Raw genomic sequence first — 25538 nt, 5'->3', positions numbered from 1 at the left:
ATCGACAAGCGAGGACCCCATGTTGCAACTCAAATCCATCGGTACGCCCCTGGTGCTGGCCCTGGCGTTGTTCGCCATGAGCGGCTGCGACCAGGCCGAGAAGTCCGCCCAGCAGATGCTCGACCAGGCCGCCGAAACAGCCAAGCAGGCCATCGACAAGACCAACGACGCCGCCCAGCAGGCGCTGAGCGACGCCATCGGCAGCGATGGCGAGAAGGCCAAGGCCGAAGACGACAAGAAAGACACCCAAGACATCTGACCCACCGGACCCGAAGCAGGACTGACCAATGGAATATTTGCTGGAACTCGCCGCTAGCCCCACCGCCTGGGTTGCCCTTGCAACCCTGGTGGCCATGGAAGTCGTGCTCGGCATCGACAACCTGATCTTCATCTCGATCCTCACCAACAAGCTGCCTGAGCAATTCCGCTCGAAGGCGCGACGCATCGGCATCAGCATGGCGTTGGTCATGCGTTTGGCGCTGCTCAGCACCGTGGCCTGGATCGTCCAGCTGACCGAGCCGGTGATCGATGTGTTCGGCCACGCCTTCTCGTGGAAGGACATGATCCTCATCGCCGGTGGCCTGTTCCTGCTGTGGAAGGCGACCAAGGAGATCCACGAAAGTGTCGACCCCCATGGTGCCAAGGAAGAGTCCAAGCTCGGCAGCACCGTGACCATCGGTTTCACCGCGGCGATCTTCCAGATCCTGTTGCTGGACATCGTCTTCTCGATCGACAGCATCATCACCGCCGTGGGCATGACCGAGCACCTGCCGATCATGATCATCGCCGTGATCAGCGCCGTGATCGTGATGCTGGTGGCCGCCGACCCGCTGGCCAAGTTCATCAACGACAACCCGACCGTGGTGATGCTGGCCCTGGGCTTCCTGATCATGATCGGCATGACCCTGATCGCCGAAGGCTTCGGCGCCCATGTACCGAAAGGCTACGTGTATGCCGCCATGGCCTTCTCGACGGTGATCGAGATGCTCAACATCATGGCCCGCCGGGCGCGGTTGAAGCGCGAGGCTGCTGAGGGTTGAGGTAGTTTCGCCAACCTATCGCGGGGCAAGCCCGCTCCCACGCTACGAACTGCTCCAAGAAGTTGGATACCCATCCAACCCTTGAGGCAGTTCATGGCGTGGGAGCGGGCTTGCCCCGCGATGGTTCATGACTTGCCGGCAGTCTTGCGCCGGCGCGGGGTTGTGGCCTTGGCCGCCCCTGGCTCCGTCTTGCGCTTGCCACCACCCCCACGCTTCTTCTTCCATGGCGCACCCTTGCCCCCCGGCGCCAGGGGCGGGCCGCTGATGTTCAGGCGCATCCCCGCGCAGCGCTGCACCAGCTTGCCCATCCAGGCCGACTGCCGGGCGACGAACTCCTCAAGGCTCATCTCACCGCTTTGCACCATGTCCAGCGCTTGCTCCCAGATGGCCGTGGTGCCGGGGTCGGCGATGGCGCGGGGCACGGCATCGATCAGGCTGAACGCCGCAGGTGTCGCCGACAGCGCCTTGCCATGCTTGACCAGATAACCACGGTCGAGCAGGCCCTGGATGATGCTGGCGCGAGTGGCCTCGGTGCCGATGCCAGTGGTTTCCTTGAGCTTCTGTTTGAGCAGCGGGTCGTCCACCAGCTTGGCGACGTTCTTCATCGCCTTGATCAGGTCGCCCTCGGTGAAGGGCTTGGGTGGCTGGGTCCACAGGTCTTTGAGTTGCAGATCATGCAGCGCGCAGTCCTGCCCTTCGCGTAGGGCGGGCAGCACCTGAGCCGGTGGTGCTTCGCGGCCTTTGGCCGGGGTGAGCGCCTCGGGCAAGGCGCGGCGCCAGCCCGGCTCGACGATCTGCTTGCCCACCGCGCGCAGCGCTTGCCCGGCGCAGTCGAACTCGGCCTGGGTGCGGTCGTATTCGTGGTTGGGCAGGAACTGCGCCAGGTAGCGGGCGCGGATCAGCGTGTAGACCGCCTTGTACTTGGGCGGCAGGCGCGCCGGGTCACTGGCGGCGGCGGTGGGGATGATGCCGTGGTGGGCGCTGACCTTCTGGTCGTTCCACGCCCGTGAGCGACGCTGGGGCTCAAGATGCGCCTGTAGCGGTGCGAGGCTGGCGTCGGCACGCTGCAGGGCGGCGAGGATCGCCGGTGCCTCGCCGTGCTGGCTTAGCGGCAGGTAGCCGCTGTCGCTGCGCGGGTAGGTGATCAGCTTGTGGGTTTCGTACAGGGCCTGGGCGATGTCCAGCGTCTCCTGGGCGCCCAGGCCGAATTTTTTCGAGCACAGTTCCTGCAGCGTGCCCAGGTCGAAGGGCAGCGGCGCCGCTTCGCGCACGCGCTCGGTGGCAACCTTGAGCACCCGCGCCGTGCCCGCGGCCTGCATGGCGGCGGCGGCCTGCTGCGCCAACGCCTGTTGCAGGCAGCGGCCCTGGTCGTCGCAGGCGTCTTGCGGCGCGCGCCACTGGGCATTGAACACCTGGCCTGCGCTTTCCAGCTGCACCTCGATGGCCCAGAACGGCACAGGCACGAAATCGGCGATGCTGCGGTCGCGGTCCACCACCAGGCGCAGCGTCGGGGTTTGCACCCGGCCCACCGGCAGCACGCCCTGGTAGCCGGACTGGCGGCCGAGCAGGGTGAACAGGCGGCTCATGTTCATGCCGATCAGCCAGTCGGCACGCGAGCGGCCCAGGGCCGAGTGGTAGAGGCTGAAGGTTTCCTGGCCAGGCAGCAGACGCCCCAGGGCCTTGCGGATCGAGGCGTCGTCCAGTGCCGACAACCACAGGCGCTGGATGGGGCCACGGTAGCGGCAGTGTTCGACCAGTTCGCGGGCGATCATCTCGCCCTCGCGGTCGGCGTCGGTGGCGATCACCAGCTCGCGGGCCTCGCCCAGCAGGCGCTTGACCGCCTTGAACTGGCTGGCGGTCTTGGGCTTGACCGTCATCTTCCACTTGTCGGGGATGATCGGCAGGTCGTCCAGGGACCAGCGTTTGTAGCGTTCGTCGTAGCTGTCGGGTGGCGCGGTTTCCAGCAGGTGGCCGATGCACCAGGTGACGCACAGGTCGGTGCCTTGCCAGCAGCCATCGCCACGGCGCTGGGCGCCGAGCACCTTGGCGATGTCTTTTGCCTGGGAGGGTTTTTCGCAGAGAAAGAGGCGCATGGCCGGCAACGCTTCATCGTTGGAGATGGGGCACTAGGATGCGCAAGGCAGGGCGGGCAGGCAAGTTTTATCTGTATGCATGTACAGGTTTTATGCCCGCACCTTTGGCAGGGTAGCCCCAGGCATGGCGTTGGACCTGGGGGCGAGCCCCGTGCGAACTTGGCCGTTCGCCCGTCAGTCGTGTCAGTGGACGATGTCGCTGGGGCGTTTTTCCTACCTGCAACAAGGACGTCAAACAATGCCCGTATTCGATTACAAGCAGCTCGACAGCGCCGCCTCCGGCGCGCTTTACCAGGATGCCATGGCCCTGGCCATGTACGCCTACCATGGCATCGACGACGGCTTTGCCGCCGGCTACCAGCAACATGGCTTCGGCCTGGGCCTGCCGGCCACGCTGGTCAAGGCGTTGATCGGCGGCAGCGACAGCCAGGGGGTGATCCCCGGCATCCCGTGGAACCCCGACTCCGAAGCCAAGGCGCTGGCCCAGGTGAAGGCCGCCGGCTGGGCGCCGATCAGCGCCGCGCAGTTGGGCTACAACGGCCACACCGACGCCCGCGGTACTTTTCATGGGGAAACGCCGGGCTACACCAGTGCCCAGGTGGAAATCCTCGGGCGCTACGACGCCAATGGCCAGTTGAGCGGGATCGGCATCGCCTTCCGCGGCACCAGCGGGCCCCGCGAGAACCTGCTGGGGGACACGCTGGGCGATGCGGTGAACGACCTGTTGGCGGCGTTGGGGCCGGCCGGCTATGCCCGCGACTACGCGGCCAATGCCTTCGATGGCCTGCTCGGTGACGTCGCGGCCTTCGCCAAGGCCAACGGCCTGAGCGGCGCCGACATTACCGTCAGCGGCCACAGCCTGGGCGGCCTGGCGGTCAACAGCCTGGCCGACCTGAGCGGTGCGCGCTGGGGGGGCTTCTTTGAGGACGCGCGCTACGTTGCCTTCGCCTCGCCCACCCAGGCAGCAAACCCCGACAAGGTGCTCAACATCGGCTACGAAAACGACCCCGTGTTCCGTGCGCTCGACGGCACGTCGCTGACCTGGGGCACCCTGGGCGTGCATGACGGCGCCAAGGCTTCGGCCACCGACAACATCGTCAACTTCAACGACCACTACGCCTCGGACGCCTGGAACCTGCTGCCGTTCTCCATCGGCAATATCGCCACCTGGCTGTCGCACCTGCCGGCGGCCTACACCGACGGCCTGGGCCGGGTGCTGGACTCCGGCTTCTATCAGTGGACCAGCCGCGACTCGACCATCGTGGTCAGCAACCTGTCCGACGTCACCCGGGGCTCGACCTGGGTACAGGACCTCAACCGCAACGCCGAAACGCACAAGGGCAGCACCTTCATCATCGGCAGTGAGCAGGCCGACCTTATCCAGGGCGGGCGTGGCAACGACTACCTGGAAGGGCGCGGCGGCAACGACACCTTCCGGGACGAGGGTGGCTTCAACCTGATCGACGGTGGCAGCGGCCACGACACCTTGAAGCTCGGCGACGCGCTGGCCAACCTGAGCATTGCCCGTGACGGGCAAGGGACGCTGTACGTGCGCGACGCCGAGGGCGGCATCAGCCTGGTGCGCAACGTGGAGAGCCTGGTGAGCCAGGAGACGAGCCTGGTGTTCTTCAGCAAGGAGGTCAGCCACACGGTTGGCGCCGATGGCCTGCTTTCCAGCGGCAAGCTCAACCTCTACGCCGCCTCGCAGAGCGGCAGCCAGGCGGGCGACACGCTGGTGGCCGGCAAGCAGGGCCAGTGGTTGTTCGGCCTGGACGGCGACGACCGCCTGGTGGGCGGTGCGGGCAATGATGTGCTGGTGGGCGGTGCCGGCAACGATCTGCTCAGCGGCGGGGCAGGGCGCGACACCTTCCTGTTCGACGGCCATTTCGGCCAGGACCGGGTGCTGGACTTCAGCAGCCAGGACCGCCTGGTGTTCATGGGGGTGGACGGTGGCACGGCGTCGCCGGACTTTCGCGATCACCTGAGCCAGGTGGGTGATGACCTGGTGCTGACCTTCGGCAAGGACAGCGTGACACTGGTGGGCATTGCCGGGCAGGGCCTGGCGGACGGCCAGGTCGTCATCGCCTGATGGAGCGAACCCGTCGCGGCCGGGCGCCGCGGCGGGTTCAGACCGGGATCAGTATTCCCAGAAGATACGCTGCAGTTCCTTGCTGTCCTGGGTCTTGGTCATGGCGACCATGGCCAGGATGCGGGCTTTCTGCGGGTTCAGATCGTGGGCCACGACCCAGTCGTTCTTGTCGTCAGGCTGTTCGGCGTTGCGCAGGACGAAACCACCCTGGTTGACGTGGGACGAACGAATGATCTGCACGCCGTTCTTGCGCAGTTCCTGCAGGGCAGGGACGACGCGCGACGACACCGAACCGTTGCCGGTACCGGCGTGGATGATCGCCTTGGCGCCGCCCTGGGCCAGGGCCTTGTAGGCGGTGTCGGTGACGTTGCCGTAGCCGTAGGCGATGTCCACGGCAGGCAGGCTGCTGATGGTCTTGATGTCGAACTCGGAGTTGACCGTGTGGCGCTTGGCCGGCAGGCGGAACCAGTAGGACTTGCCTTCCACTACCATGCCCATCGGGCCCCAGGCGCTCTTGAAGGCTTCGGTCTTGATGTTGACCGACTTGCTCACATCGCGGCCGGACTGGATCTCGTCGTTCATGGTCACCAGCACGCCCTTGCCACGGTTCTGCTTGTCGCTGGCCACGGCCACGGCGTTGTACAGGTTGAGCATGCCGTCGGCGGACATGGCGGTGCCCGGGCGCATGGAGCCGACCACCACGATCGGCTTGTCGGTCTTCTCCACCAGGTTGAGGAAGTAGGCGGTCTCTTCCAGGGTGTCGGTGCCGTGAGTGATGACGATGCCGTCGACATCCTTGCTGTCGGCCAGCTCGGCGACACGCTTGCCCAGCTTGAGCAGGTCGTCGTTGCTGATGCTTTCGGAGGCGATCTGCATGACCTGCTCGCCGCGCACGTTGGCGATGTCGGCCAGTTCCGGCACGCCGGCGATCAGCTTGTCGATGCCGAGCTTGGCGGCTTGGTAGGTGGCGCTGTTGGCGGCGCTGGCACCGGCACCGGCGATGGTGCCGCCGGTGGCGAGGATCACCACGTTGGCGAGCTTCTGTTGTTGCTCGGCTTCCTTGGCAGAAACGGTGGTCGGCAGGGCCAGCAGCAGGGCCAGGGTGGCCGGGGTGAAGGCCTTGAGTGCGATGTTGATCATAGTTCTGCTTCTCTCTTCCTAATGAGATGTTCGCTGTGTCGCACGACAACCAGGCAGATTCCGTACCAGGCCTTACCGTTCGTCGCTTTTCATCTGTAAGCCGTTGATATTCATCATGTGTAACCTGAATGCGTGAGACTGCGCGGGTTGCCGTCGTTCGGCATCCCGAACAAGCGTAGGAAAAGTGTTCGGTTTTTCGGATAAATTGCGGATAATCTGGCGTGCGTGCTGGCGCTTTGCCTACGCACTGGATTTGACAAACGCGGGACCTGTTTCCATAGTGAGTCACCGCAAACGTTTGCATCCGATAAAAAACACAAAATTCGGAGTCATTTCCATGAAGCTGCCGTTCTCCGGTCGTCCGCTGGCCGTCGCTGTGCTCTCTTCGTTGATGTTCGCCCTGCCACTGTCTGCCGCCCATGCCGAGGACGCGCCCAAGGTCGCCCTGGTGATGAAGTCTTTGGCCAACGAGTTCTTCCGCACCATGGAAGACGGCGCCAAGGACTACCAGAAAGCCCACCCCCAGGATTTCGAGCTGATCGCCAACGGCATCAAGAATGAAACCGATACCGGCGAGCAGATCCGCATCGTCGAGCAGATGGTCAACTCGGGCGCCAAGGCCCTGGTGATCGCGCCGGCCGATTCCAAGGCGCTGGTCGCGGCGGTGAAGAAGGCCATGGACAAAGGCGTGGTCGTGATCAACATCGACAACCGCCTCGACCCCGAACTGCTCAAGGCCAAGGGCATCAGCGTGCCCTTCGTCGGCCCCGACAACCGCAAGGGCGCGCGCCTGGTCGGCGATTACCTGGCGAAAGAGAAACTCAAGGCCGGCGATCAGGTCGGCATCATCGAAGGCGTGCCGACCACCACCAACGCCCAGCAGCGCACCGCCGGCTTCAAGGACGCCATGGATGCCGCGCAGATGAAGATCGTCTCGGTGCAGTCCGGCAATTGGGAGATCGACAAAGGCAACGCCGTGGCCGCCTCGATGCTCAACGAATACCCCGACCTCAAGGCGCTGCTGGCCGGCAACGACAGCATGGCGCTGGGCGCGGTCTCGGCGGTGCGCGCCGCGGGCAAGGCCGGCCAGGTGCAGGTGGTCGGCTATGACAACATCAAGGCCATCAAGCCGATGCTCAAGGATGGCCGCGTGCTCGCCACCCTCGACCAGGCCGCCAGCCAGCAGGCGGTGTTCGGCATCCAGGCGGCATTGACGATGCTCAAGGGCGAGAAGCCTGCCGTGGATGCCGACAATGTGATCCAGACACCGGTGGAATTGATCACGAAGTGACTGTTCGTGAGCGAGAGGCCTGATGCTTGAGTGATCGTGGGAGCGGGCTTGCCCCGCGATGGGCGCACCGCAGTGGATGGCACCGGCGGCGCCGGTGTTCGCGGGGCAAGCCCGCTCCCACGCAGGCAAAATCAACAAGCTGTGATTGGTTCTATAAAGAGAGGTGGCCATGTCAGTACCGGCCAATGAAACCATGCTGGCCGTCAGCGGCCTGGGCAAGACCTACGCCCAGCCGGTGCTCGGCGACGTCACCCTCGAGCTGCGCGGCGGCGAGGTGCTGGCGCTGACCGGCGAAAACGGTGCGGGCAAGTCGACCTTGTCCAAGCTGATCAGCGGCCTGGAGATCCCCACCACCGGGCAGATGCACTACCGCGGCCAGCCCTACAACCCCGGCAGCCGCGCCGAGGCCGAGCGCCTTGGGGTGCGCATGGTGATGCAGGAGCTCAACCTGCTGCCGACCCTGACCGTGGCCGAAAACCTGTTCCTCGACAACCTGCCCAGCCGCTTCGGCTGGATCAGCCAGAAGCGCCTGCGCCAGTTGGCCACGGCGGCCATGGCCCAGGTAGGTCTGGAGGCCATCGATCCGGACACCCCGGTTGGCGAGCTGGGGATCGGCCATCAGCAGATGGTCGAGATCGCCCGCAACCTGATTGGCGATTGCCATGTGCTGATCTTCGACGAGCCCACGGCCATGCTCACCAACCGTGAGGTGGAACTGCTGTTCACCCAGATCGAGCGCCTGCGCCAGCGTGGTGTGGCCATCGTCTATATCTCGCACCGCCTCGAAGAGCTGCAGCGCGTAGCCCAGCGCATCGCCGTGCTGCGCGACGGCAAGCTGGTATGCGCCGAGCCGATCCAGCGCTACAGCAGCAACGAGCTGGTCAACCTGATGGTCGGCCGCGAGCTGGGTGAGCACATCGACCTGGGCCGCCGCCAGATCGGCGCGCCGTTGCTCAAGGTCGACAAGCTCAGCCGTGGCGACAAGGTGCGTGAGGTGTCGTTCGAGGTGAGGGCAGGGGAGATCTTCGGCATCTCCGGGCTGATCGGTGCCGGGCGCACCGAGCTGCTGCGCCTGATCTACGGCGCCGACCGCGCCGACAGCGGGCAGATCGCCCTTGGCCTGCCGCCGCAGCCGGTGAGCATCGACTCGCCCAAGGCCGCCGTGGCCGCCGGCATCGCCCTGATCACCGAGGACCGCAAGGGCGAAGGCTTGCTGCTGACCCAGTCGATCAGCGCCAACATTGCCCTGGGCAACCTGGGCGCCGTGTCCCGTGCCGGTGTGCTCGATCGCGACGCCGAGCACAGCCTGGCCGAACGGCAGATCAACGCCATGCGCATTCGCAGCGCCGGCCCGGCGCAGGCGGTGGGCGAGTTGTCCGGTGGCAACCAGCAGAAGGTGGTGATCGGCCGTTGGCTCGAGCGTGACTGCCAGGTGCTGCTGTTCGACGAGCCCACCCGTGGGATCGACGTGGGCGCCAAGTTCGACATCTACGGCCTGCTCGCCGAGCTCGCTCGCCAGGGCAAGGCCCTGGTGGTGGTGTCCAGCGACCTGCGCGAACTGATGCTGATCTGCGACCGCATTGCCGTGCTGTCTGCCGGGCGTCTGATCGACACCTTCGACCGTGACCGCTGGAGCCAGGACCAGCTGCTCGCCGCCGCCTTTGCCGGCTACCAGAAACGTGATGCCCTGCTGCACGACGCAGCTCCCAGGATGGACGCATGAAAACCACTCCCCTCGACACCCCGGGCGCCGCGCCCGCCCGCCGCAGCGGCAACTATTATGGCCTGGGCACCTACCTGGGCCTGGCCGGCGCCTTGCTGGCGATGATCGTGCTGTTCTCGTCGCTCAGCAGCCACTTTCTCTCCTATGCCACTTTCAGCACCCTGGCCAACCAGATCCCCGACCTGATGGTGCTGGCGGTGGGCATGACCTTCGTGCTGATCATCGGCGGCATCGACCTGTCGGTGGGCTCGGTGCTGGCGCTGGCCGCCTCCACGGTCAGCGTGGCGATCCTCGGCTGGGGCTGGGGCGTGCTGCCCGCCGCCTTGCTCGGCACGGCCGTGGCGGCGCTGGCCGGCAGCATCACCGGCAGCATTACCGTGGCCTGGCGCATCCCGTCGTTCATCGTCTCGCTGGGCGTGCTGGAAATGGCCCGGGGCCTGGCCTACCAGTTCACCGACTCGCGTACCGCCTACATCGGCGATGCCTTCGCCTGGTTCTCCAACCCCATCGCCTTCGGCATTTCGCCGGCCTTCATCATTGGCCTGCTGGTGATCGTGCTGGCCCAGTTGGTGCTGACCCGCACGGTGTTCGGCCGCTACCTGATCGGCATAGGCACCAACGAAGAAGCCGTGCGCCTGGCGGGTATCGACCCGCGCCCTTACAAGATCCTGGTGTTCGCCCTGATGGGCGTGCTCGCAGGCCTGGCCGCGCTGTTCCAGATTTCCCGCCTGGAGGCCGCCGACCCCAACGCCGGGGCCGGCCTGGAGCTGCAGGTGATCGCCGCCGTGGTGATCGGCGGCACCAGCCTGATGGGTGGGCGCGGCTCGGTCATCAGTACGTTCTTCGGGGTGCTGATCATCTCGGTGCTGGCCGCAGGGCTTGCGCAGATCGGTGCTTCGGAGCCCACCAAACGCATCATCACCGGGGCGGTCATCGTCATCGCCGTGGTGCTCGACACTTACCGTAGCCGGCGTGCAAACCGGCGGAACCGATAAAACATGGCCACCATCAAAGATGTCGCGGCACTGGCGGGTATTTCCTACACCACCGTGTCCCATGTACTGAACAAGACCCGTCCGGTCAGCGAACACGTGCGCCTTAAGGTCGAGGCGGCGATCGCCCAGCTCGACTACGTGCCCAGCGCCGTGGCCCGCTCGCTGAAGGCCCGCAGCACTGCCACCATCGGCCTGCTGGTGCCCAACAGCGTCAACCCGTACTTCGCCGAGCTGGCCCGGGGCATCGAGGATGCCTGCGAGCGCAACGGCTACTGCGTGATCCTGTGCAACTCCGACGACGATCCGCAGAAGCAGCGCAGCTACCTGCGCGTGCTGCTGGAAAAACGCATCGACGGCCTGATCGTGGCCTCGGTGGGTGAGGAGCGCGACCTGCTCGACAGCCTGGCCTGCGTGCGCACGCCCATGGTCATCGTCGACCGCGCGCTGGACGGCGTCGAGGCAGACCTTGTACGGATCGATCACGAGCACGGCGCTTACCTGGCTACCCGCCACTTGCTGGAGCTGGGCCATCGCGACATCGCCACCATCGCAGGCCCCGTGGACACGGGCGTCAGTCAACTGCGCCTGGCCGGTTTCCGTCGGGCCATGGCCGAGGCCGGGTTGCGCGTCGCCGCCGGCCATGTGTTGCACAGCGACTTCACCAGCCCTGGGGGCCATGCCGCGGCGGCGCGCCTGCTCGATGGCCAGCGGCCGACGGCGATCTTCGCCGGCAACGACATGATCGGCTTTGGCGTGCTGCGCGCCGCCGCCGAACGCAATATCAACGTGCCGGGCGAGCTGTCGGTGATCGGTTTCGACGACATCGAGCTGAGCCGCTATGTGTACCCGGCGCTGACCACCGTCGGCCAGTCGATCCGCGAACTGGGCGAAAGCGCGGCGGCGCTGCTGCTGTCGCGCATCGGCGCACCGAGCTGTGGGGCGGTGGAGCAGCGCATCGTCGCGCCGCGCATCGTCCTGCGCGAATCCACCGGGCCGCGCCCGGATCTGTTCAACGATTACCGTTAAGGAATGCCCATGAGTGCCAAGGTGGTAGTGGTCGGCAGCCTCAACATGGATTTGGTGGCCCGCGCCCAGCGCTTGCCGCGGGGCGGTGAAACCCTGGCCGGTGACAGCTTTTTCACCGTGCCCGGCGGCAAGGGGGCCAACCAGGCCGTGGCCGTGGCCCGGCTGGGTGCCAGCGTGGCGATGGTCGGCAATGTGGGTGACGATGCCTACGGCCAGCAACTGCGCAAGGCGCTGGAAGTGGAAGGTGTCGACTGCCAGGGCGTCGGCATCTGCCCGGGGGTTTCCAGTGGCGTGGCGCTGATCGTGGTGGATGCCGCCAGCCAGAACGCCATCGTCATCATTGCGGGTGGCAATGGCTTGCTCAGCCCTGAGTCGGTGCAGCGCTTCGACGCGTTGCTGCAGCAGGCCGAGGTGATCATTTGCCAGCTTGAAGTGCCTGCCCCGACTGTGGCCTGGACCCTGGCGCGCGGGCGCGAGCTCGGCAAGACCGTGATCCTCAACCCGGCGCCGGCCACCGGCCCGCTGCCGGCTGAGTGGTACACCCATATCGACTACCTGATCCCCAACGAAAGCGAGGCCGAGGCGCTGACCGGGGTGGCGGTGACCGACCTCGACAGTGCTCGCCGTGCCGGCGAACAGTTGATAAAGCTGGGGGCAGGGAAGGTGATCGTCACCCTGGGTGCCCAGGGTGCATTGTTTGTCGACGGGCAGGGCGACAGGCATTTCCCCGTCGCACCGGTCAACGCCGTGGATACCACGGCGGCCGGTGACACCTTTGTCGGTGGCTTCGCCGCCGGCCTGGCTCGTGGTCTTTCGCGCGAAGACGCAATCGTTTTCGGGCAGCGTGCTGCGGCGTTGTCGGTCACCCGCGTGGGGGCTCAGCCTTCGATTCCCTATTTGAAGGAGCTGGCGCCATGAAGAAGACACCGCTGTTGAACATCGCCCTGTCACGGGTTGTTGCCGGGTTGGGCCATGGGGACATCGTGGTGATCGGTGATGCCGGCTTGCCGGTGCCGCCTGGGGTCGAGCTGATCGATCTGGCGCTGACGCCGGGGATTCCCGACTTCGCCAGTGTGCTGCGGGTGGTGTTGAGCGAGATGCAGGTGGAGCGGCATGTGCTGGCCGAGGAAATCCTGCAGGCTGAGCCGCCGGCGTTGGTGGAGGTTGAACGTTTGCGTGGCGAAGGGGTGATCGGCTCGCGCCAGTTACTGACCCACGCTGAATTCAAGGTTTTATGCCAGCAGGCCCGGGCCGTGGTGCGCACGGGTGAGTGCAAGCCTTACAGCAATATTGCCTTGGTGGCGGGCGTTACTTTCTAAATCCTTGGTGGTAATGCCGCTGTCGAGCTATCCACAATTTCTGTGGGAGCGGATTTACCCGCGAACACCGGCGAAGCCGGTGCCATGCATCGGCGGCGCCTGATTCGCGGGTAAATCGCAGCGGCGAACCGCCGCTCCCACAGGGTGCGATAAGGTCAACCAATTGGAGAAAGGAAACCCAATGTTCAAACGCCTGTTGCAAGGAGCCGTACTCATGTCCGCGCTAGCCACCACCACCGTCATGGCCGCCCCACGCGACCTGATCATCGACACCGACCCCGGCGCCGACGACGTGGTCGCGCTGCTGCTGGCCATGGCTTCGCCTGATGAGCTGAAAATCCGCGCCATCACCACGGTCGCCGGCAACGTGCGCCTGGACAAGACCTCGCGCAACGCCCGCCTGGCCCGTGAATGGGGTGGTCGTGAAGATATTCCGGTGTACGCCGGGGCAGGCCGGCCGTTGGTGCGCCCGCCGATCTATGCTGCCAATGTGCACGGTGAAGAGGGGCTGACCGGCATCCAGGTGCACGAACCGAAACAGCCCTTGGCCAAAGGCAACGCCGTGCAATACCTGGTAGACACCCTGGGCGCCGCCGAGCCCCACAGCATCACCGTCGCCATGCTCGGCCCGCAGACCAACCTGGCCCTGGCGCTGATCCAGCAGCCGGACATCGCCAGGGGTATCAAGGAAGTGGTGGTCATGGGCGGCGCTCACTTCAATGGCGGCAATATCACCCCGGCGGCCGAGTTCAACCTGTATGCCGACCCGCACGCCGCCGAGGTGGTGCTGGCCAGTGGCGTCAAGCTCACTTACCTGCCGCTGGACGTCACCCACAAGCTGCTCACCAGCGAAGCACGCCTCAAGCAACTGGCGGCGGTGAACAACCAGGCCAGCAAGCTGGTGGTGGATATCCTCAACGCCTACATCAAGTTCGACATGGACACCTACGGCATGCCTGGCGGCCCGGTGCACGATGCCAGCGTGATCGCCTACCTGCTCAAGCCCGAGCTGTTCAAAGGGCGGGACATCCACATGGTGGTCGACAGCCGTGAGGGCCCGACCTTTGGCCAGACCATCGCCGACTGGTACGGCGTGCTCAAACAGCCCGCCAATGTCACGTGGGTGGAGGAGGGCGACGCAAAAGGCTTCTTCGACCTGCTCAGCGCGCGCCTGGCTCGATTGAAATAGCAGCTTGGGGCGCGTGGCGTTCCAGTACCTGCTCGATGAAGCTGCGCGCCGCTTCACCGCCGCGGTCGCGCACCAGCAGATCGATGGCGATCAGTACCAGTTCTTCGGGCGAGCCCGGGCTATAGGCGCTCTGGCCTTCGTCCCATTTGACCTTGATGTCGGCATCGATGCTGTGGTTGCTCATGAAGCGCTCTCGCTGGGGCCTGGGCTGAAGAGTCGAATACCGGGTCCTGGCGTTCGAGGGGGAGGCGTTGCGCACTCCACTGTTTGCAGTAAATCATGCCTTTGTCACCTTGGCCCTGCGACTTAGGCATAAAGGCGGCGTCAGGGTGAACCAGCGGTTCGGTGCAAAATCCCGTCACGATTGCCCTTCGCGTCTACGGCCGGGTTCAGGCAGAATCTTGCAGTTTTGCAACAATCAGTTTTAGGGGCTGTCGTATTGGGCAGTTCCCACGATCGATTAGGAGGATTCATGTTCCGTACCCGCGCTTCCCTGGCGACCCTGTTGCTGGCTACCGTTCTTGCAGGCTGCAGCACCGGCGGCACCTCGGGTGGCTCCGCCGCCCCTGCCGCCCCGGCCAGCAACGATGGCCGCTGCGAAGCCAGTGGCGCCGATTTCACCGTCGGCAAGCCGGCTACTGCGGAGCTGCTCGAGCAAGCGCGCAAGGCCAGTGGCTCGCAGATGGCGCGCATCCTCAAGCCCCACGACATGATCACCCTGGAGTATCGCTCCGAGCGCCTGAACCTGAATGTCGATGACAAAGGTGTGGTCACCCGCGTCAACTGCGGCTGAAGGCAATCGCGGGGCAAGCCCCCTCCCGTGTTAGCGTGGGAGCGGGCTTGCCCCGCGATGAGGGCCTGCAAGGGCCATGACGCCTTTTCTCGTGCCCAATAAAAAACCCGCCACAAGTGGCGGGTTTTTTACAGCTATCCGAATTACTCCGGACGAACCTGTGCAGCCTGCATGCCCTTCTGGCCGCGCTCGGCGACGAAGGAAACAGTCTGACCTTCTTTCAGGCTCTTGAAACCGTCGGTTTCGATGGCCTTGAAGTGTACGAACAGGTCGTCGCCGCCGCCTTGTGGGGTGATGAAGCCGAAGCCTTTTTCATCATTGAACCATTTGACGGTGCCGGTTTGGCGATTGGACATGGGATGAATCTCCAGAAACATGATTTTTTTTCGAGGTGCGATGCGGCCAAGGCTACAGGGGCACGGGCTACATCATAGTCTAATTCTGCGGATCAGGCGCCTATTACCTTCGCACTATGTCGATAAAGCGCAAATTAAGGGGGCAAGGTCGCATAAAACGCGGCTATTTCGGCTTGCAGGCGGCCTGCACGGCGGCCTGGGCACGGTGCATCAGCTTGGCGTCGACACCGTCCGAACTGTCGAGGTCCTTGATCTCCTCGTCGGTAAAGTTCTTTTTGATGGCCTGGGCGCCGCAGGTGCAGTGCCTGGTCGCCGTCGTGGCGTCGACGCCTTGCGCCTTGGCGGTTTCCTGGCACTGGGCCATGTAGTTTTTCTCCTTGCCCGCCGGGAAGTCACCCGCAGTGGCAGCCAAGGGCAGCAGCAGGGCGCTAACGGCGCAGGCGGCCAGAAGGGAGGGAAGTCGCATAACCGGATACTCCTTGGGTTAAGGTCTCATCAAGAGTAGGTTGCTTCAGAAGGTCTGATAGGAAATTTTCCGTACAAGTTCACCTTGCAGGCACTCATCCCAAAAATTTCTGCCGACCCCTCTAGCCCCGTGCTAGCATGCCTCCCTTGCGGTATGCCTGTGGCAGCCGCATTTCTTTTTATACCTCCAGTCACTCTGGTTCGCCCCTGACCGGCCGAAAGGTCTCTGCCACTGTGAGGCAGGCTTTCCCGCGGGAAAGGCAGGGCGGATCTTGTACTGGCTCATCCCAACCCACGTGACCTTTGGTAGGGGTCACCACTAGGAGAGGAGGCGCCATGCCCGTTATTACTCTTCCCGATGGCAGTCAACGCACGTTCGACCAGCCGGTATCCGTAGCTGAAGTCGCCGCCTCGATCGGCGCCGGCCTGGCCAAGGCCACCCTGGCCGGCAAGGTCGACGGCAAGCTCGTCGATGCCTGCGACAAGATCGACCACGACGCCACCCTGCAGATCATCACCCCCAAAGATGCAGAGGGACTGGAGATCATCCGTCACTCGTGCGCCCACCTGATCGGCCACGCAGTGAAACAGCTGTACCCGACCGCCAAGATGGTGATCGGCCCGGTGATCGATGAAGGCTTCTATTACGACATCGCCTACGAGCGTCCTTTCACCCCGGACGACCTCGCTGCGATCGAAAAGCGCATGCAGCAGCTGATCGACACCGATTACGACGTGGTCAAGAAGATGACCCCGCGTGCCGAAGTCATCGACGTGTTCACCCGCCGTGGCGAAGACTACAAGCTGCGCCTGGTCGAAGACATGCCGAATGAACAGGCCATGGGCCTGTACTACCACGAAGAATACGTCGACATGTGCCGCGGTCCGCACGTGCCGAATACCCGCTTCCTCAAAGCCTTCAAGCTGACCAAGCTGAGCGGCGCCTACTGGCGCGGCGATGCCAAGAACGAGCAGCTGCAGCGCGTGTACGGCACTGCCTGGGCCGACAAGAAGCAGCTGGCGGCCTACATCCAGCGCATCGAAGAAGCCGAAAAACGCGACCACCGCAAGATCGGCAAGCAGCTCGACCTGTTCCACCTGCAGGAAGAAGCGCCGGGCATGGTGTTCTGGCACGCCAACGGCTGGACCATCTACCAGGTGCTCGAGCAGTACATGCGTAAAGTCCAGCGCGAAAACGGCTACTCGGAAATCAAGACCCCGCAGGTCGTCGACCGCATCCTCTGGGAGCGTTCCGGCCACTGGACCAACTACGCCGAGAACATGTTCACCACGGCCTCTGAAAGCCGCGACTACGCGGTCAAGCCGATGAACTGCCCATGCCACGTGCAGGTGTTCAACCAGGGCCTGAAGTCGTACCGCGACCTGCCGCTGCGCCTGGCCGAGTTCGGCGCTTGCCACCGCAACGAGCCGTCCGGCGCGCTGCACGGTATCATGCGCGTGCGTGGCTTCGTGCAGGACGACGCGCACATCTTCTGCACCGAAGAACAGGTGAAGAAAGAAGCCGCCGACTTCATCAAGCTGACCCTCGACGTGTACAAGGACTTCGGTTTCACCGACGTCGCCATGAAGCTCTCGACTCGCCCGGCCAAGCGCGTGGGTTCCGAAGAGCTGTGGGACCGCGCCGAAGGCGCCCTGGCCGAAGCCCTGAACGACTCGGGCCTTGAGTGGGAATACCAGCCGGGCGAGGGTGCGTTCTACGGCCCGAAGATCGAGTTCACCCTGCGCGACTGCCTGGGCCGTAACTGGCAGTGCGGCACCCTGCAGTACGACCCGAACCTGCCTGAGCGCCTCGACGCCAGCTACATCGCCGAAGACAACAGCCGCGTGCGCCCGGTGATGCTGCACCGTGCCATCCTCGGTTCGTTCGAGCGCTTCATCGGCATGCTCATCGAGCACTACGCCGGCGTGTTCCCGGCATGGCTGGCGCCGACCCAGGCCGTGGTCATGAACATCACCGACAAACAGGCCGATTTCGCCCTCGAGGTCGAGAAATCTCTGAACGGTAGCGGTTTCCGTGCCAAGTCGGACTTGAGAAATGAGAAGATCGGCTTTAAAATCCGCGAGCATACTTTGCTCAAGGTCCCGTACCTTTTGGTTATAGGGGATCGTGAAGTCGAAACGCAAACCGTCGCAGTGCGTACTCGCGAAGGCGCTGACCTGGGCTCCATGCCCGTCGCCCAGTTCGCTGAGCTGCTGCAACAGGCGGTTTCCCGGCGTGGTCGCCAAGAATCGGAGTAATGACTATTAAGCGTGAAATGAGAAACGATAAGCGTGCTGTACCGAAAGCCCCGATCAACGAGAATATCTCGGCCCGCGAGGTTCGGTTAATTGGCGCTGATGGCGAGCAGGTTGGCATCGTCTCGATTGATGAAGCGCTTCGTATTGCTGATGAAGCGAAGCTGGATCTGGTAGAGATCTCTGCAGACGCGGTACCGCCTGTCTGCAAGGTCATGGACTACGGCAAGCACCTCTTCGAGAAGAAGAAGCAGGCCAACGAAGCCAAGAAAAACCAGAAGCAGATTCAGATTAAAGAAATCAAGTTTCGTCCAGGGACGGAGGATGGGGATTACCAGGTAAAACTACGCAACCTGGTACGTTTCCTTACCGATGGGGACAAGGCCAAGATCTCTCTGAGATTCCGTGGCCGTGAGATGGCCCACCAGGAGCTGGGCATGGAGCTGTTGAAGCGGGTTGAAGCTGACCTCGCCGAATACGGCACCGTTGAGCAGCATCCGAAGATGGAAGGACGCCAGCTTATGATGGTCATCGCCCCCAAGAAAAAGAAGTAATCTCCCGGGCACGGCAGGCCTGATGATTATGTGTAATTTTATCGAATGCGGAGTTCCAACATGCCAAAAATGAAAACCAAGAGCGGTGCTGCGAAGCGTTTCCTGAAAACCGCTTCCGGCTTCAAGCACAAGCACGCTTTCAAAAGCCACATCCTGACCAAAATGTCGACCAAGCGTAAGCGTCAACTGCGCGGTGCCAGCTTGCTGCACCCGTCTGACGTTGCAAAAGTCGAGCGCATGCTGCGCGTACGTTAATTTCGGTCAAAGATAGAGGAAGTTACTCATGGCTCGTGTAAAGCGTGGCGTCATCGCTCGTAAGCGTCACAAGAAAATTCTGAAACTGGCTAAAGGCTACTACGGTGCACGTTCGCGCGTATTCCGTGTTGCCAAGCAGGCTGTCATCAAGGCAGGCCAATACGCCTACCGCGACCGTCGCCAGAAGAAGCGTCAGTTCCGCGCTCTGTGGATCGCTCGTATCAACGCCGGTGCACGCACCAACGGCCTGTCTTACAGCCGTCTGATTGCTGGCCTGAAAAAAGCGTCGATCGAAATCGACCGCAAGGTTCTGGCTGACCTGGCAGTGAACGAAAAAGCGGCGTTTGCTGCAATTGTCGAGAAAGCTAAAGCCGTTCTGGCCTAAGTACCCACGACAATCATCCGCCGGCGCCCTGCGCCGTCGGGTGTAAAACGTCATCGATAGGGGAAGAGCCTTCAAAAGCTCTTCCCCTATTTTCGTATCTGGAGTCTGTACATGGAAAACCTGGACGCGCTGGTTGCCCAAGCCCTTGAGGCCGTGGAACGCGCTGAAGACATCACAACCCTGGAACAGATCCGGGTCCAATTCCTCGGCAAGAAAGGCGAGCTGACCCAGGTGATGAAGACCCTGGGCAACCTGCCAGCCGAAGAGCGCCCCAAGGTTGGCGCGCTGATCAACGACGCCAAGGAACGCGTCACCGACGTGCTCAACGCACGCAAGGCCGCCTTTGAAGAGGCCGAGCTCAACGCTCGCCTGGCCGCCGAATGCATCGACGTCACCCTGCCAGGCCGTGGCCAGACCACCGGCGGGCTGCACCCGATCACCCGTACTCTCGAGCGCATCGAGCAGTTCTTCACCCACATCGGCTACGGCATCGCCGAAGGCCCCGAGGTCGAAGACGACTACCACAACTTCGAAGCGCTCAACATCCCCGGCCACCACCCGGCCCGGGCGATGCACGATACCTTCTATTTCAATGCCAACATGCTGCTGCGTACCCACACCTCGCCGGTGCAGGTGCGTACCATGGAATCGAGCCAGCCGCCGATCCGCATTGTCTGCCCGGGCCGCGTCTACCGCTGCGACTCGGATATCACCCATTCGCCGATGTTCCACCAGGTCGAAGGCCTGCTGATCGACCGCGATATCAACTTTGCCGACCTCAAGGGCACCATCGAAGAATTCCTGCGGGTGTTCTTCGAGAAAGAACTGGCCGTGCGCTTCCGCCCGTCGTTCTTCCCCTTCACCGAGCCGAGCGCCGAAGTGGATATCCAGTGCGTGATGTGCTCCGGCAAAGGCTGCCGCGTGTGCAAGCAGACCGGCTGGCTGGAAGTGATGGGCTGCGGCATGGTCCACCCGAGCGTGCTGCGCATGTCCGGCATCGACCCGGAAGAGTTCCAGGGCTTCGCCTTCGGCATGGGCGCCGAGCGCCTGGCCATGCTGCGCTATGGCGTCAACGATTTGCGTCTGTTCTTCGACAACGACCTGCGGTTCCTGGCGCAATTCCGCTAGGCCCAATCGACGCAAATTCTAGGAGAACAGCATGAAATTCAGTGAACAGTGGCTGCGCGGTTGGGTAAACCCGCAAGTCTCCCGTGACGAACTGGTCGCCCGCCTGTCCATGGCCGGCCTCGAAGTCGACAGCGTGACCCCCGCTGCCGGCCAGTTCAGCGGCATCGTGGTGGGTGAGATCCTCGCCACCGAACAACACCCGGACGCCGACAAACTGCGCGTGTGCCAGGTAAGCAACGGCGCAGAAACCTTCCAGGTGGTCTGCGGCGCCCCCAACGCCCGCCCAGGCATCAAGATCCCGTTCGCCATGATCGGTGCCGAGCTGCCGGGCGACTTCAAGATCAAGAAAGCCAAGCTGCGCGGCGTCGAGTCCTTCGGCATGCTGTGCTCGGCTGCCGAACTGCAGATCAGCGAAGAGAACGACGGCCTGCTGGAACTGGCCGCTGACGCCCCGGTAGGCCAGGACATTCGCCAGTACCTGAACCTCGACGACGCCAGCATCGAGATCGGCCTGACCCCGAACCGCGGCGACTGCCTGTCCCTGGCCGGCCTGGCCCGCGACGTCAGCGCCCTGTACGACGTCCCGGTCACCCGCCCGGTAGTACCGGCTGTGCCCGCTGCCCACGACGAAGTGCGCTCGGTGGAAGTCAGCGCCCCGGCTGCCTGCCCACGCTACCTGGGCCGTGTCATCCGTAACGTCGACCTGAGCAAGCCGACCCCGCTGTGGATGGTCGAGCGCCTGCGCCGCAGCGACGTGCGCAGCATCGACGCCGCCGTCGACATCACCAACTACGTGATGCTCGAGCTCGGCCAGCCGATGCACGCCTTCGACCTCGCCGAAATCAACGGCGGCATCCGCGTGCGCATGGCCGAAGAGGGCGAGAAGCTGGTCCTGCTGGACGGCCAGGAAGTTGCCCTGCGCGCCGACACCCTGGTGATCGCCGACCACACCCGCGCCCTGGCCATTGCCGGCGTGATGGGTGGTGAGCACAGCGGCGTCAACACCGAGAAGACCCGCGACCTGTTCCTGGAAAGCGCCTTCTTCGAGCCGATCTCCGTCGCCGGCAAGGCCCGTTCCTACGGCCTGCACACCGACGCCTCGCACCGCTACGAGCGTGGCGTGGATTCGCAACTGGCCCGCGAAGCCATGGAGCGCGCCACCGCGCTGCTGCTGGAGATCGTCGGCGGTGAAGCCGGCCCGATCGTCGAAGCCGTCAGCCAACAGCACCTGCCGAGCATCGCGCCGATCACCCTGCGCGACGAACGCATCACCCAGATGCTCGGCCTGCAGATGGACGCCGCCCAGGTCGAGCAACTGCTCAACGCCCTGGAGCTGAAAACCAGCGCCAATGGGGCAGGGCAGTGGACCGTCACCGTCCCAAGCCACCGCTTCGACATCAGCCTGGAAGTCGACCTGATCGAAGAACTGGCCCGCCTGTACGGCTACAACAACCTGCCGGTCCGCTACCCGCAGGCGCGCCTGGCGCCCCAGGGCAAGCCAGAGACCCGCGGCGAGCTGCCGAACCTGCGTCGCCTGCTGGTCGCCCGCGGCTACCAGGAAGCCATCACCTACAGCTTCATCGACCCGAAGCTGTTCGAACTGTTCACCCCAGGCGTCGAGCCGCTGGTGCTGGCCAACCCGATCTCCAACGACATGGCCGCCATGCGCGCCTCGTTGTGGCCGGGCCTGGTCAAGGCGATGCAGCACAACCTCAATCGCCAGCAAGACCGCGTGCGCCTGTTCGAAAGCGGCCTGCGCTTCGTCGGCCAGCTGGGTGACCTCAAGCAACAGCCGATGATCGCCGGCGTCGTCACCGGCAGCCGCCTGCCCGAAGGCTGGGCCAACGGCCGTGACGGCATCGACTTCTTCGACGTGAAAGCCGACGTGGAAGCCCTGCTGGGCTACTCGGGCGCCCTGAGCGACTTCAGCTTCGTCGCCGGCAAGCATCCAGCCCTGCACCCAGGCCAGACCGCCCGCATCGAGCGCGACGGCAAGGAAGTCGGCTACCTCGGCGCCATCCACCCGGAGCTGGCCAAGACCCTCGGCCTCGACCGTCCGGTCTACGTTTTCGAGCTGGTGCTCGGCGATGTAGTGGAAGGCCGCCTGCCGAAGTTCAGCGAACTGTCCAAGTTCCCGGAAACCCGCCGTGACCTGGCCTTGATCGCAGGCCGTGACGTGGCTTCCAGTTCGGTGCTTGAAGTAATTCGTGACAATGCCGGCGAATGGCTCACAGACCTCAGGCTGTTTGACGTCTACCAGGGTAAAGGCATTGATCCTGATAGAAAAAGCCTGGCCGTCGGCTTGACCTGGCAACATCCATCGCGCACTCTTAACGACGATGAGGTGAACGAAACCCTGCAAAATATCCTCACCTCGCTCGAACAAAGGTTGAACACCACGTTAAGGAAATAACGGCATGGGTGCTCTGACGAAAGCTGAGATGGCCGAAAGGCTGTACGAGGAGCTGGGGCTCAACAAGCGAGAGGCCAAGGAGCTGGTCGAGCTGTTTTTCGAAGAAATTCGGCATGCGCTTGAAGATAACGAGCAGGTCAAGTTGTCCGGTTTCGGCAACTTCGACCTTCGCGACAAACGCCAGCGGCCGGGCCGCAACCCCAAAACCGGGGAAGAGATCCCGATCACCGCGCGCCGCGTCGTCACCTTTCGTCCAGGGCAGAAGCTGAAAGCCCGGGTAGAGGCCTATGCTGGAACCAAGCCATAACGACGAGCTGCCCCCCATCCCGGGCAAACGCTACTTCACCATTGGTGAAGTCAGCGAGCTCTGTGCGGTAAAACCGCACGTGCTGCGCTACTGGGAGCAGGAATTTCCGCAGCTCAACCCGGTGAAGCGCCGTGGCAACCGGCGGTATTATCAGCGCCAAGACGTGCTGATGATCCGCCAGATCCGCGCTTTGCTGTATGACCAAGGCTTTACCATTGGCGGGGCGCGGTTGCGGCTCTCCAGTGATGAGGTCAAGGATGAATCCAGCCAGTACAAGCAGCTGATTCGGCAGATGATTGCCGAGTTGGAGGATGTGTTGGTGGTGCTGAAGAAGTGATCTGGTTGGCGACGAACGGAAAGTTTTTTGAAAAAAAGCTTCCATTATTCAAAAGCTTAGGTTAAATTCTTCAACGTTCTCAGCGGTATCGAGAATGATGTCGGGGCGTAGCGCAGCCCGGTAGCGCACTTGCATGGGGTGCAAGGGGTCGAGTGTTCGAATCACTCCGTCCCGACCAATAATCCCAATGACTTAGCCACCTTCTGGTGGCTTTTTCATTTCTAGGCATAGTGACTTTTCGAGTGACTTCGCCTTTTCCCTCATCCGATTCTCCTCTTCAAGATCGTCAGTACCGGACCGCGCGAGTCTGTGGCCGATACCTTGTTTGCCGCATCAATCATCTGACCAATCTCCGCTCCGGAGTAATGACTGGTCACGCTTCCGCTCTTGTGGCCAAGTAGCGACTTCCGGTCTTCCAGGCTCACAGCTGCCGCCTTCAGTCTTCGTCCGAATGTATGCTTCAGGTCGTGAACCCTGATGGAAGCGAACCCTGGGTGCGCCGGCCGCAAGTGTTGCTCCTGCCAGAGCTTTGCCGCACGCACTCGCGCTTTCTTCCAGGCCGAGTCGTTCATCCGATGCATCGCGGTGCCGTTGTATGGGAAAACCCACTCACGACTGATGCCGCGCTGCCCCTCGATGATCGACTTGGCCACTCTGTTCAGCACGACCAGTCTCTCCTCCCGATTCTTGACTCCGGAGTTCTCGTGTCTGCCGCCAAACTCGGCAGGTATCAGAAACACGCTGGCATCCAGCTCCGGGACAAAGATCTCCCAGTCCCACCTCAGCTTGCAGACCTCTTGCTCGCGGCAGCCGGTGTTCACCTTGAACAGGGCCATTCGCTGCAGATGGTCGGGCAACTCCCCAAACAGAATCGACTGCTCTTCCCAGGACATGGGGTAGGGCTGTCGACTCGACTTCTTCTCGTCCAGCTTGGTGAGCAGCGGCACGCTGTCGAGCCAGGGGCGGCGCTCTTCATCCCGCCACTTCCGGCAAGCCAGCTGGAGGACGCGAATCACTCGCTCAATCGCGATGTTGACCGTCCTATTGCTGACTCCCTTCTTCACCTTCCCATCCGGCAGCACCGAATCAGCCTTCCGATCCCGCACGTAGGCGGCCAGCGCCTCGTCATCAATGTGCGTCAATGGAAGGTGGCCGATGTACTCGACCACTTGCTCCAAATACAACGCAGTGAGCCTGATGGATGGCTGCTCCTTATTCTCGACCAGGTACTTCGCCGCGGCTGTGGCGAATGTCTTGATTTCGCGAGCGCCGTACACCTTGCGCTGCCGCATCTTCTCCAGCAGATGGATCAGGTATTGCTCTGCCTCCTGCCGGTCACAAGTTCCAGTGCTTTCTTGAATTCTTTCTCCCCTGTAGACCTTGTCGATTTTCCAGATGCCGCTGGGCATTTTCTGGAGCCCTGTGATTGCCTTTTTGGCCATGGAGCCTCCTTGGATTCCCCGGCCTTGCTTACGCTGCGGGGTCGATTGTTGTCCTGATTGCTCGCCTTTTCAACGGCCATGGCCTCGATGTAGGCGTCGACCCAAGCATCAAGCTCGAGTCGGTCGAAGCCCACGCCCTGTTTCCCGATCGGGAACTCACGGACATGCGGCCTGACGGTATTCTTGAATTCGTCCTTGCACATGCCGAGATACCCGGGCGCTTCGCCGGCCCGGATGATTCTCGGCAGCAGGCTCGGCTGCACTGCAGCGGTGGCGTTTGCCATGTTGTTCTCCACGCCGCCGGTGGCGGCAGGGTTGTGGTCAGGCTGCTTTCTGCAGTTGGGCCCGGTCTCGGCGCCGGCGCATCTGCACCTGGAATCGATAGGTCTTGAAGCGGCGGCCGTCACCGAAGTCCATCTCCGGCGCCAGGTTGCATAGATCTTCTTCAAGCATCCCGAAGTAGTAGAGGTGCTCGCCGTCGCCTCCCCACTCGGCCTGAACGATCGCCCAGTCGCGCGCCTGGACGCATCCAGCGCAGGTCTTGAAGCTGCTCATGTCGCCTTCCCAGCAGCCAGCAACGAGCTGGTATGCCTGGCCTGGCTCGATGTGCCCGCGGCACTCGCAGCAGATGTGGCGCTTCCTGGCCACGGGTTCGGATGTCGTCTGGAAATCGGACATAGGTCATCCTCGCCCGCGCGCGGCGGGCTTGAGTTGTAGGGGGAGGGGTTACTCGCTGTACTGCTTGCGGATTCGGCGGGCAATGGCGCGTAGGTCGCCGTCCATCTCGAACATCTCGTTGTTGTCTCGGCGCGAGACGACCCCGGACCTGGTGACGTTGCGGCCGCCAATGATCCAGGCGGCGAGCAGGATCAGCGCCGATTCGAGCTGGCGCCGTAGCCAGCCTGTATGCGGGATCATCGCGGCCCCCTATAGATCAGGTAC

At 63.3% G+C, this 25538-nt stretch carries 28 protein-coding genes and 1 tRNA gene; 20 read left to right on the top strand and 9 right to left on the bottom strand.

Annotated features, from left to right (window positions below; translation table 11 throughout):
• The first annotated feature begins 19 nt into the window (after positions 1-19).
• Both DM373_RS12615 and DM373_RS12610 read left to right on the top strand, forming a co-directional pair.
• Positions 20-259, top strand: coding sequence for a hypothetical protein (locus DM373_RS12615; protein ID WP_046856230.1), 240 nt, complete (start codon positions 20-22; stop codon positions 257-259).
• A gap of 28 nt (positions 260-287) precedes the next feature.
• Entirely contained in the window at positions 288-1040 is a 753-nt protein-coding gene (locus tag DM373_RS12610) for a TerC family protein (RefSeq protein WP_110993902.1), read from the top strand.
• Between the two features lie 125 nt (positions 1041-1165).
• Here DM373_RS12610 and DM373_RS12605 read toward each other — a convergent pair whose 3' ends face one another.
• On the bottom strand, positions 1166-3133 hold the full coding sequence (locus DM373_RS12605; protein ID WP_110993964.1) for a DNA topoisomerase III: 1968 nt from the start codon (positions 3131-3133) through the stop codon (positions 1166-1168).
• Between the two features lie 238 nt (positions 3134-3371).
• Between DM373_RS12605 and DM373_RS12600 the strand changes: the two genes are divergently transcribed.
• On the top strand, positions 3372-5222 hold the full coding sequence (locus tag DM373_RS12600; RefSeq protein ID WP_110993901.1) for a polyurethane esterase: 1851 nt from the start codon (positions 3372-3374) through the stop codon (positions 5220-5222).
• Between the two features lie 48 nt (positions 5223-5270).
• Here DM373_RS12600 and DM373_RS12595 read toward each other — a convergent pair whose 3' ends face one another.
• A complete protein-coding gene (locus DM373_RS12595) occupies positions 5271-6362 on the bottom strand; it encodes an asparaginase (RefSeq protein ID WP_110993900.1) in 1092 nt (363 codons plus the stop codon).
• A gap of 337 nt (positions 6363-6699) precedes the next feature.
• Here DM373_RS12595 and DM373_RS12590 point away from each other — a divergent pair, with 337 nt between their 5' ends.
• From DM373_RS12590 to DM373_RS12560, 7 genes are all read left to right on the top strand, one after another.
• Entirely contained in the window at positions 6700-7653 is a 954-nt protein-coding gene (locus DM373_RS12590) for a sugar ABC transporter substrate-binding protein (protein WP_110993899.1), read from the top strand.
• Between the two features lie 169 nt (positions 7654-7822).
• Positions 7823-9376 (top strand): sugar ABC transporter ATP-binding protein, encoded by a 1554-nt coding sequence (locus tag DM373_RS12585; protein ID WP_110993898.1) that lies wholly within the window; start codon positions 7823-7825, stop codon positions 9374-9376.
• The gene (locus tag DM373_RS12580) at positions 9373-10371 is read left to right on the top strand and encodes an ABC transporter permease (protein ID WP_110993897.1); all 999 of its coding nucleotides are present in this window, start codon (positions 9373-9375) and stop codon (positions 10369-10371) included. The genes DM373_RS12585 and DM373_RS12580 overlap by 4 nt, the downstream gene beginning before the upstream one ends.
• A gap of 3 nt (positions 10372-10374) precedes the next feature.
• Positions 10375-11397, top strand: a complete 1023-nt coding sequence (locus DM373_RS12575) for a LacI family DNA-binding transcriptional regulator (RefSeq protein WP_110993896.1) — start codon at positions 10375-10377, stop codon at positions 11395-11397.
• 9 nt (positions 11398-11406) lie between these two features.
• Positions 11407-12315 carry a ribokinase gene (rbsK, locus tag DM373_RS12570; RefSeq protein WP_110993895.1) on the top strand — a complete coding sequence of 303 codons (909 nt, stop codon included), beginning with the start codon at positions 11407-11409 and terminating at the stop codon, positions 12313-12315.
• Positions 12312-12716, top strand: coding sequence for a D-ribose pyranase (gene rbsD / locus DM373_RS12565; RefSeq protein WP_110993894.1), 405 nt, complete (start codon positions 12312-12314; stop codon positions 12714-12716). The genes rbsK and rbsD overlap by 4 nt, the downstream gene beginning before the upstream one ends.
• Before the next feature lie 181 nt (positions 12717-12897).
• Positions 12898-13905, top strand: coding sequence for a nucleoside hydrolase (locus DM373_RS12560; protein ID WP_110993893.1), 1008 nt, complete (start codon positions 12898-12900; stop codon positions 13903-13905).
• Here the strand turns inward: DM373_RS12560 and DM373_RS12555 are convergent.
• Positions 13877-14089 carry a hypothetical protein gene (locus DM373_RS12555; protein WP_110993892.1) on the bottom strand — a complete coding sequence of 71 codons (213 nt, stop codon included), beginning with the start codon at positions 14087-14089 and terminating at the stop codon, positions 13877-13879. The two genes, DM373_RS12560 and DM373_RS12555, sit on opposite strands and share 29 nt — an antisense overlap.
• A 288-nt stretch (positions 14090-14377) precedes the next feature.
• Between DM373_RS12555 and DM373_RS12550 the strand changes: the two genes are divergently transcribed.
• Positions 14378-14698, top strand: a complete 321-nt coding sequence (locus tag DM373_RS12550; protein ID WP_110993891.1) for an I78 family peptidase inhibitor — start codon at positions 14378-14380, stop codon at positions 14696-14698.
• A gap of 143 nt (positions 14699-14841) precedes the next feature.
• Here DM373_RS12550 and DM373_RS12545 read toward each other — a convergent pair whose 3' ends face one another.
• Together DM373_RS12545 and DM373_RS12540 are read right to left on the bottom strand one after the other, a co-directional pair.
• Positions 14842-15054, bottom strand: a complete 213-nt coding sequence (locus DM373_RS12545; protein ID WP_110993890.1) for a cold-shock protein — start codon at positions 15052-15054, stop codon at positions 14842-14844.
• Positions 15055-15217: 163 nt separating this feature from the next.
• A complete protein-coding gene (locus DM373_RS12540) occupies positions 15218-15520 on the bottom strand; it encodes a hypothetical protein (RefSeq protein ID WP_110993889.1) in 303 nt (100 codons plus the stop codon).
• A 335-nt stretch (positions 15521-15855) separates the two neighbouring features.
• Here DM373_RS12540 and thrS point away from each other — a divergent pair, with 335 nt between their 5' ends.
• The 9 genes from thrS to DM373_RS12495 all read left to right on the top strand — a co-directional run bounded on the left by thrS (position 15856) and on the right by DM373_RS12495 (position 23332).
• Positions 15856-17778, top strand: a complete 1923-nt coding sequence (gene thrS / locus DM373_RS12535; protein ID WP_110993888.1) for a threonine--tRNA ligase — start codon at positions 15856-15858, stop codon at positions 17776-17778.
• The gene (gene infC, locus DM373_RS12530; RefSeq protein WP_012052879.1) at positions 17778-18329 is read left to right on the top strand and encodes a translation initiation factor IF-3; all 552 of its coding nucleotides are present in this window, start codon (positions 17778-17780) and stop codon (positions 18327-18329) included. The genes thrS and infC overlap by 1 nt, the downstream gene beginning before the upstream one ends.
• Positions 18330-18389: 60 nt before the next feature.
• The gene (gene rpmI / locus DM373_RS12525) at positions 18390-18584 is read left to right on the top strand and encodes a 50S ribosomal protein L35 (RefSeq protein ID WP_003250667.1); all 195 of its coding nucleotides are present in this window, start codon (positions 18390-18392) and stop codon (positions 18582-18584) included.
• Between the two features lie 28 nt (positions 18585-18612).
• Positions 18613-18969, top strand: a complete 357-nt coding sequence (gene rplT, locus DM373_RS12520; protein WP_003250671.1) for a 50S ribosomal protein L20 — start codon at positions 18613-18615, stop codon at positions 18967-18969.
• A gap of 111 nt (positions 18970-19080) precedes the next feature.
• Positions 19081-20097: a phenylalanine--tRNA ligase subunit alpha gene (gene pheS, locus DM373_RS12515; protein ID WP_110993887.1), complete on the top strand. Its 1017-nt coding sequence runs from the start codon at positions 19081-19083 to the stop codon at positions 20095-20097.
• A 31-nt stretch (positions 20098-20128) separates the two neighbouring features.
• Positions 20129-22510 (top strand): phenylalanine--tRNA ligase subunit beta, encoded by a 2382-nt coding sequence (pheT, locus tag DM373_RS12510; protein ID WP_110993886.1) that lies wholly within the window; start codon positions 20129-20131, stop codon positions 22508-22510.
• Between the two features lie 4 nt (positions 22511-22514).
• On the top strand, positions 22515-22817 hold the full coding sequence (gene ihfA / locus DM373_RS12505) for an integration host factor subunit alpha (RefSeq protein WP_009394049.1): 303 nt from the start codon (positions 22515-22517) through the stop codon (positions 22815-22817).
• Positions 22798-23154: a MerR family transcriptional regulator gene (locus DM373_RS12500; protein WP_011533210.1), complete on the top strand. Its 357-nt coding sequence runs from the start codon at positions 22798-22800 to the stop codon at positions 23152-23154. Before ihfA ends, DM373_RS12500 begins: the two co-directional genes overlap by 20 nt.
• A gap of 101 nt (positions 23155-23255) precedes the next feature.
• Positions 23256-23332: transfer RNA gene (locus DM373_RS12495), tRNA-Pro, on the top strand.
• An 82-nt stretch (positions 23333-23414) separates the two neighbouring features.
• On the opposite strand, the gene DM373_RS12490 is transcribed toward DM373_RS12495, so the two are convergent.
• Genes DM373_RS12490 through DM373_RS12480 form a run of 4 tightly spaced genes read right to left on the bottom strand, consistent with a single transcriptional unit; the run spans position 23415 to position 25514 of the window.
• Positions 23415-24563: a tyrosine-type recombinase/integrase gene (locus DM373_RS12490; protein ID WP_244215074.1), complete on the bottom strand. Its 1149-nt coding sequence runs from the start codon at positions 24561-24563 to the stop codon at positions 23415-23417.
• Positions 24464-24880 carry a hypothetical protein gene (locus DM373_RS29210; protein WP_244215071.1) on the bottom strand — a complete coding sequence of 139 codons (417 nt, stop codon included), beginning with the start codon at positions 24878-24880 and terminating at the stop codon, positions 24464-24466. The genes DM373_RS12490 and DM373_RS29210 overlap by 100 nt, the downstream gene beginning before the upstream one ends.
• A gap of 37 nt (positions 24881-24917) precedes the next feature.
• Positions 24918-25274: a hypothetical protein gene (locus DM373_RS12485; protein WP_110993884.1), complete on the bottom strand. Its 357-nt coding sequence runs from the start codon at positions 25272-25274 to the stop codon at positions 24918-24920.
• A 48-nt stretch (positions 25275-25322) separates the two neighbouring features.
• Positions 25323-25514, bottom strand: coding sequence for a hypothetical protein (locus tag DM373_RS12480; protein WP_110993883.1), 192 nt, complete (start codon positions 25512-25514; stop codon positions 25323-25325).
• Positions 25515-25538 lie beyond the last annotated feature (24 nt).

The organism is Pseudomonas sichuanensis, assembly GCF_003231305.1.
Lineage (GTDB): Bacteria > Pseudomonadota > Gammaproteobacteria > Pseudomonadales > Pseudomonadaceae > Aquipseudomonas > Aquipseudomonas sichuanensis.
This window is presented reverse-complemented; position numbering and strand designations above follow the sequence as displayed.

Bases quoted from the DNA above. Each gene is read 5' to 3' on its own strand.
- DM373_RS12615 (WP_046856230.1), top strand. From the start codon at position 20: ATGTTGCAACTCAAATCCATCGGTACGCCCCTGGTGCTGGCCCTGGCG.
- DM373_RS12610 (WP_110993902.1), top strand. From the start codon at position 288: ATGGAATATTTGCTGGAACTCGCCGCTAGCCCCACCGCCTGGGTTGCC.
- DM373_RS12605 (WP_110993964.1), bottom strand. From the start codon at position 3,133: ATGCGCCTCTTTCTCTGCGAAAAACCCTCCCAGGCAAAAGACATCGCC.
- DM373_RS12600 (WP_110993901.1), top strand. From the start codon at position 3,372: ATGCCCGTATTCGATTACAAGCAGCTCGACAGCGCCGCCTCCGGCGCG.
- DM373_RS12595 (WP_110993900.1), bottom strand. From the start codon at position 6,362: ATGATCAACATCGCACTCAAGGCCTTCACCCCGGCCACCCTGGCCCTG.
- DM373_RS12590 (WP_110993899.1), top strand. From the start codon at position 6,700: ATGAAGCTGCCGTTCTCCGGTCGTCCGCTGGCCGTCGCTGTGCTCTCT.
- DM373_RS12585 (WP_110993898.1), top strand. From the start codon at position 7,823: ATGTCAGTACCGGCCAATGAAACCATGCTGGCCGTCAGCGGCCTGGGC.
- DM373_RS12580 (WP_110993897.1), top strand. From the start codon at position 9,373: ATGAAAACCACTCCCCTCGACACCCCGGGCGCCGCGCCCGCCCGCCGC.
- DM373_RS12575 (WP_110993896.1), top strand. From the start codon at position 10,375: ATGGCCACCATCAAAGATGTCGCGGCACTGGCGGGTATTTCCTACACC.
- rbsK (WP_110993895.1), top strand. From the start codon at position 11,407: ATGAGTGCCAAGGTGGTAGTGGTCGGCAGCCTCAACATGGATTTGGTG.
- rbsD (WP_110993894.1), top strand. From the start codon at position 12,312: ATGAAGAAGACACCGCTGTTGAACATCGCCCTGTCACGGGTTGTTGCC.
- DM373_RS12560 (WP_110993893.1), top strand. From the start codon at position 12,898: ATGTTCAAACGCCTGTTGCAAGGAGCCGTACTCATGTCCGCGCTAGCC.
- DM373_RS12555 (WP_110993892.1), bottom strand. From the start codon at position 14,089: ATGAGCAACCACAGCATCGATGCCGACATCAAGGTCAAATGGGACGAA.
- DM373_RS12550 (WP_110993891.1), top strand. From the start codon at position 14,378: ATGTTCCGTACCCGCGCTTCCCTGGCGACCCTGTTGCTGGCTACCGTT.
- DM373_RS12545 (WP_110993890.1), bottom strand. From the start codon at position 15,054: ATGTCCAATCGCCAAACCGGCACCGTCAAATGGTTCAATGATGAAAAA.
- DM373_RS12540 (WP_110993889.1), bottom strand. From the start codon at position 15,520: ATGCGACTTCCCTCCCTTCTGGCCGCCTGCGCCGTTAGCGCCCTGCTG.
- thrS (WP_110993888.1), top strand. From the start codon at position 15,856: ATGCCCGTTATTACTCTTCCCGATGGCAGTCAACGCACGTTCGACCAG.
- infC (WP_012052879.1), top strand. From the start codon at position 17,778: ATGACTATTAAGCGTGAAATGAGAAACGATAAGCGTGCTGTACCGAAA.
- rpmI (WP_003250667.1), top strand. From the start codon at position 18,390: ATGCCAAAAATGAAAACCAAGAGCGGTGCTGCGAAGCGTTTCCTGAAA.
- rplT (WP_003250671.1), top strand. From the start codon at position 18,613: ATGGCTCGTGTAAAGCGTGGCGTCATCGCTCGTAAGCGTCACAAGAAA.
- pheS (WP_110993887.1), top strand. From the start codon at position 19,081: ATGGAAAACCTGGACGCGCTGGTTGCCCAAGCCCTTGAGGCCGTGGAA.
- pheT (WP_110993886.1), top strand. From the start codon at position 20,129: ATGAAATTCAGTGAACAGTGGCTGCGCGGTTGGGTAAACCCGCAAGTC.
- ihfA (WP_009394049.1), top strand. From the start codon at position 22,515: ATGGGTGCTCTGACGAAAGCTGAGATGGCCGAAAGGCTGTACGAGGAG.
- DM373_RS12500 (WP_011533210.1), top strand. From the start codon at position 22,798: ATGCTGGAACCAAGCCATAACGACGAGCTGCCCCCCATCCCGGGCAAA.
- DM373_RS12490 (WP_244215074.1), bottom strand. From the start codon at position 24,563: ATGCCCAGCGGCATCTGGAAAATCGACAAGGTCTACAGGGGAGAAAGA.
- DM373_RS29210 (WP_244215071.1), bottom strand. From the start codon at position 24,880: ATGGCAAACGCCACCGCTGCAGTGCAGCCGAGCCTGCTGCCGAGAATC.
- DM373_RS12485 (WP_110993884.1), bottom strand. From the start codon at position 25,274: ATGTCCGATTTCCAGACGACATCCGAACCCGTGGCCAGGAAGCGCCAC.
- DM373_RS12480 (WP_110993883.1), bottom strand. From the start codon at position 25,514: ATGATCCCGCATACAGGCTGGCTACGGCGCCAGCTCGAATCGGCGCTG.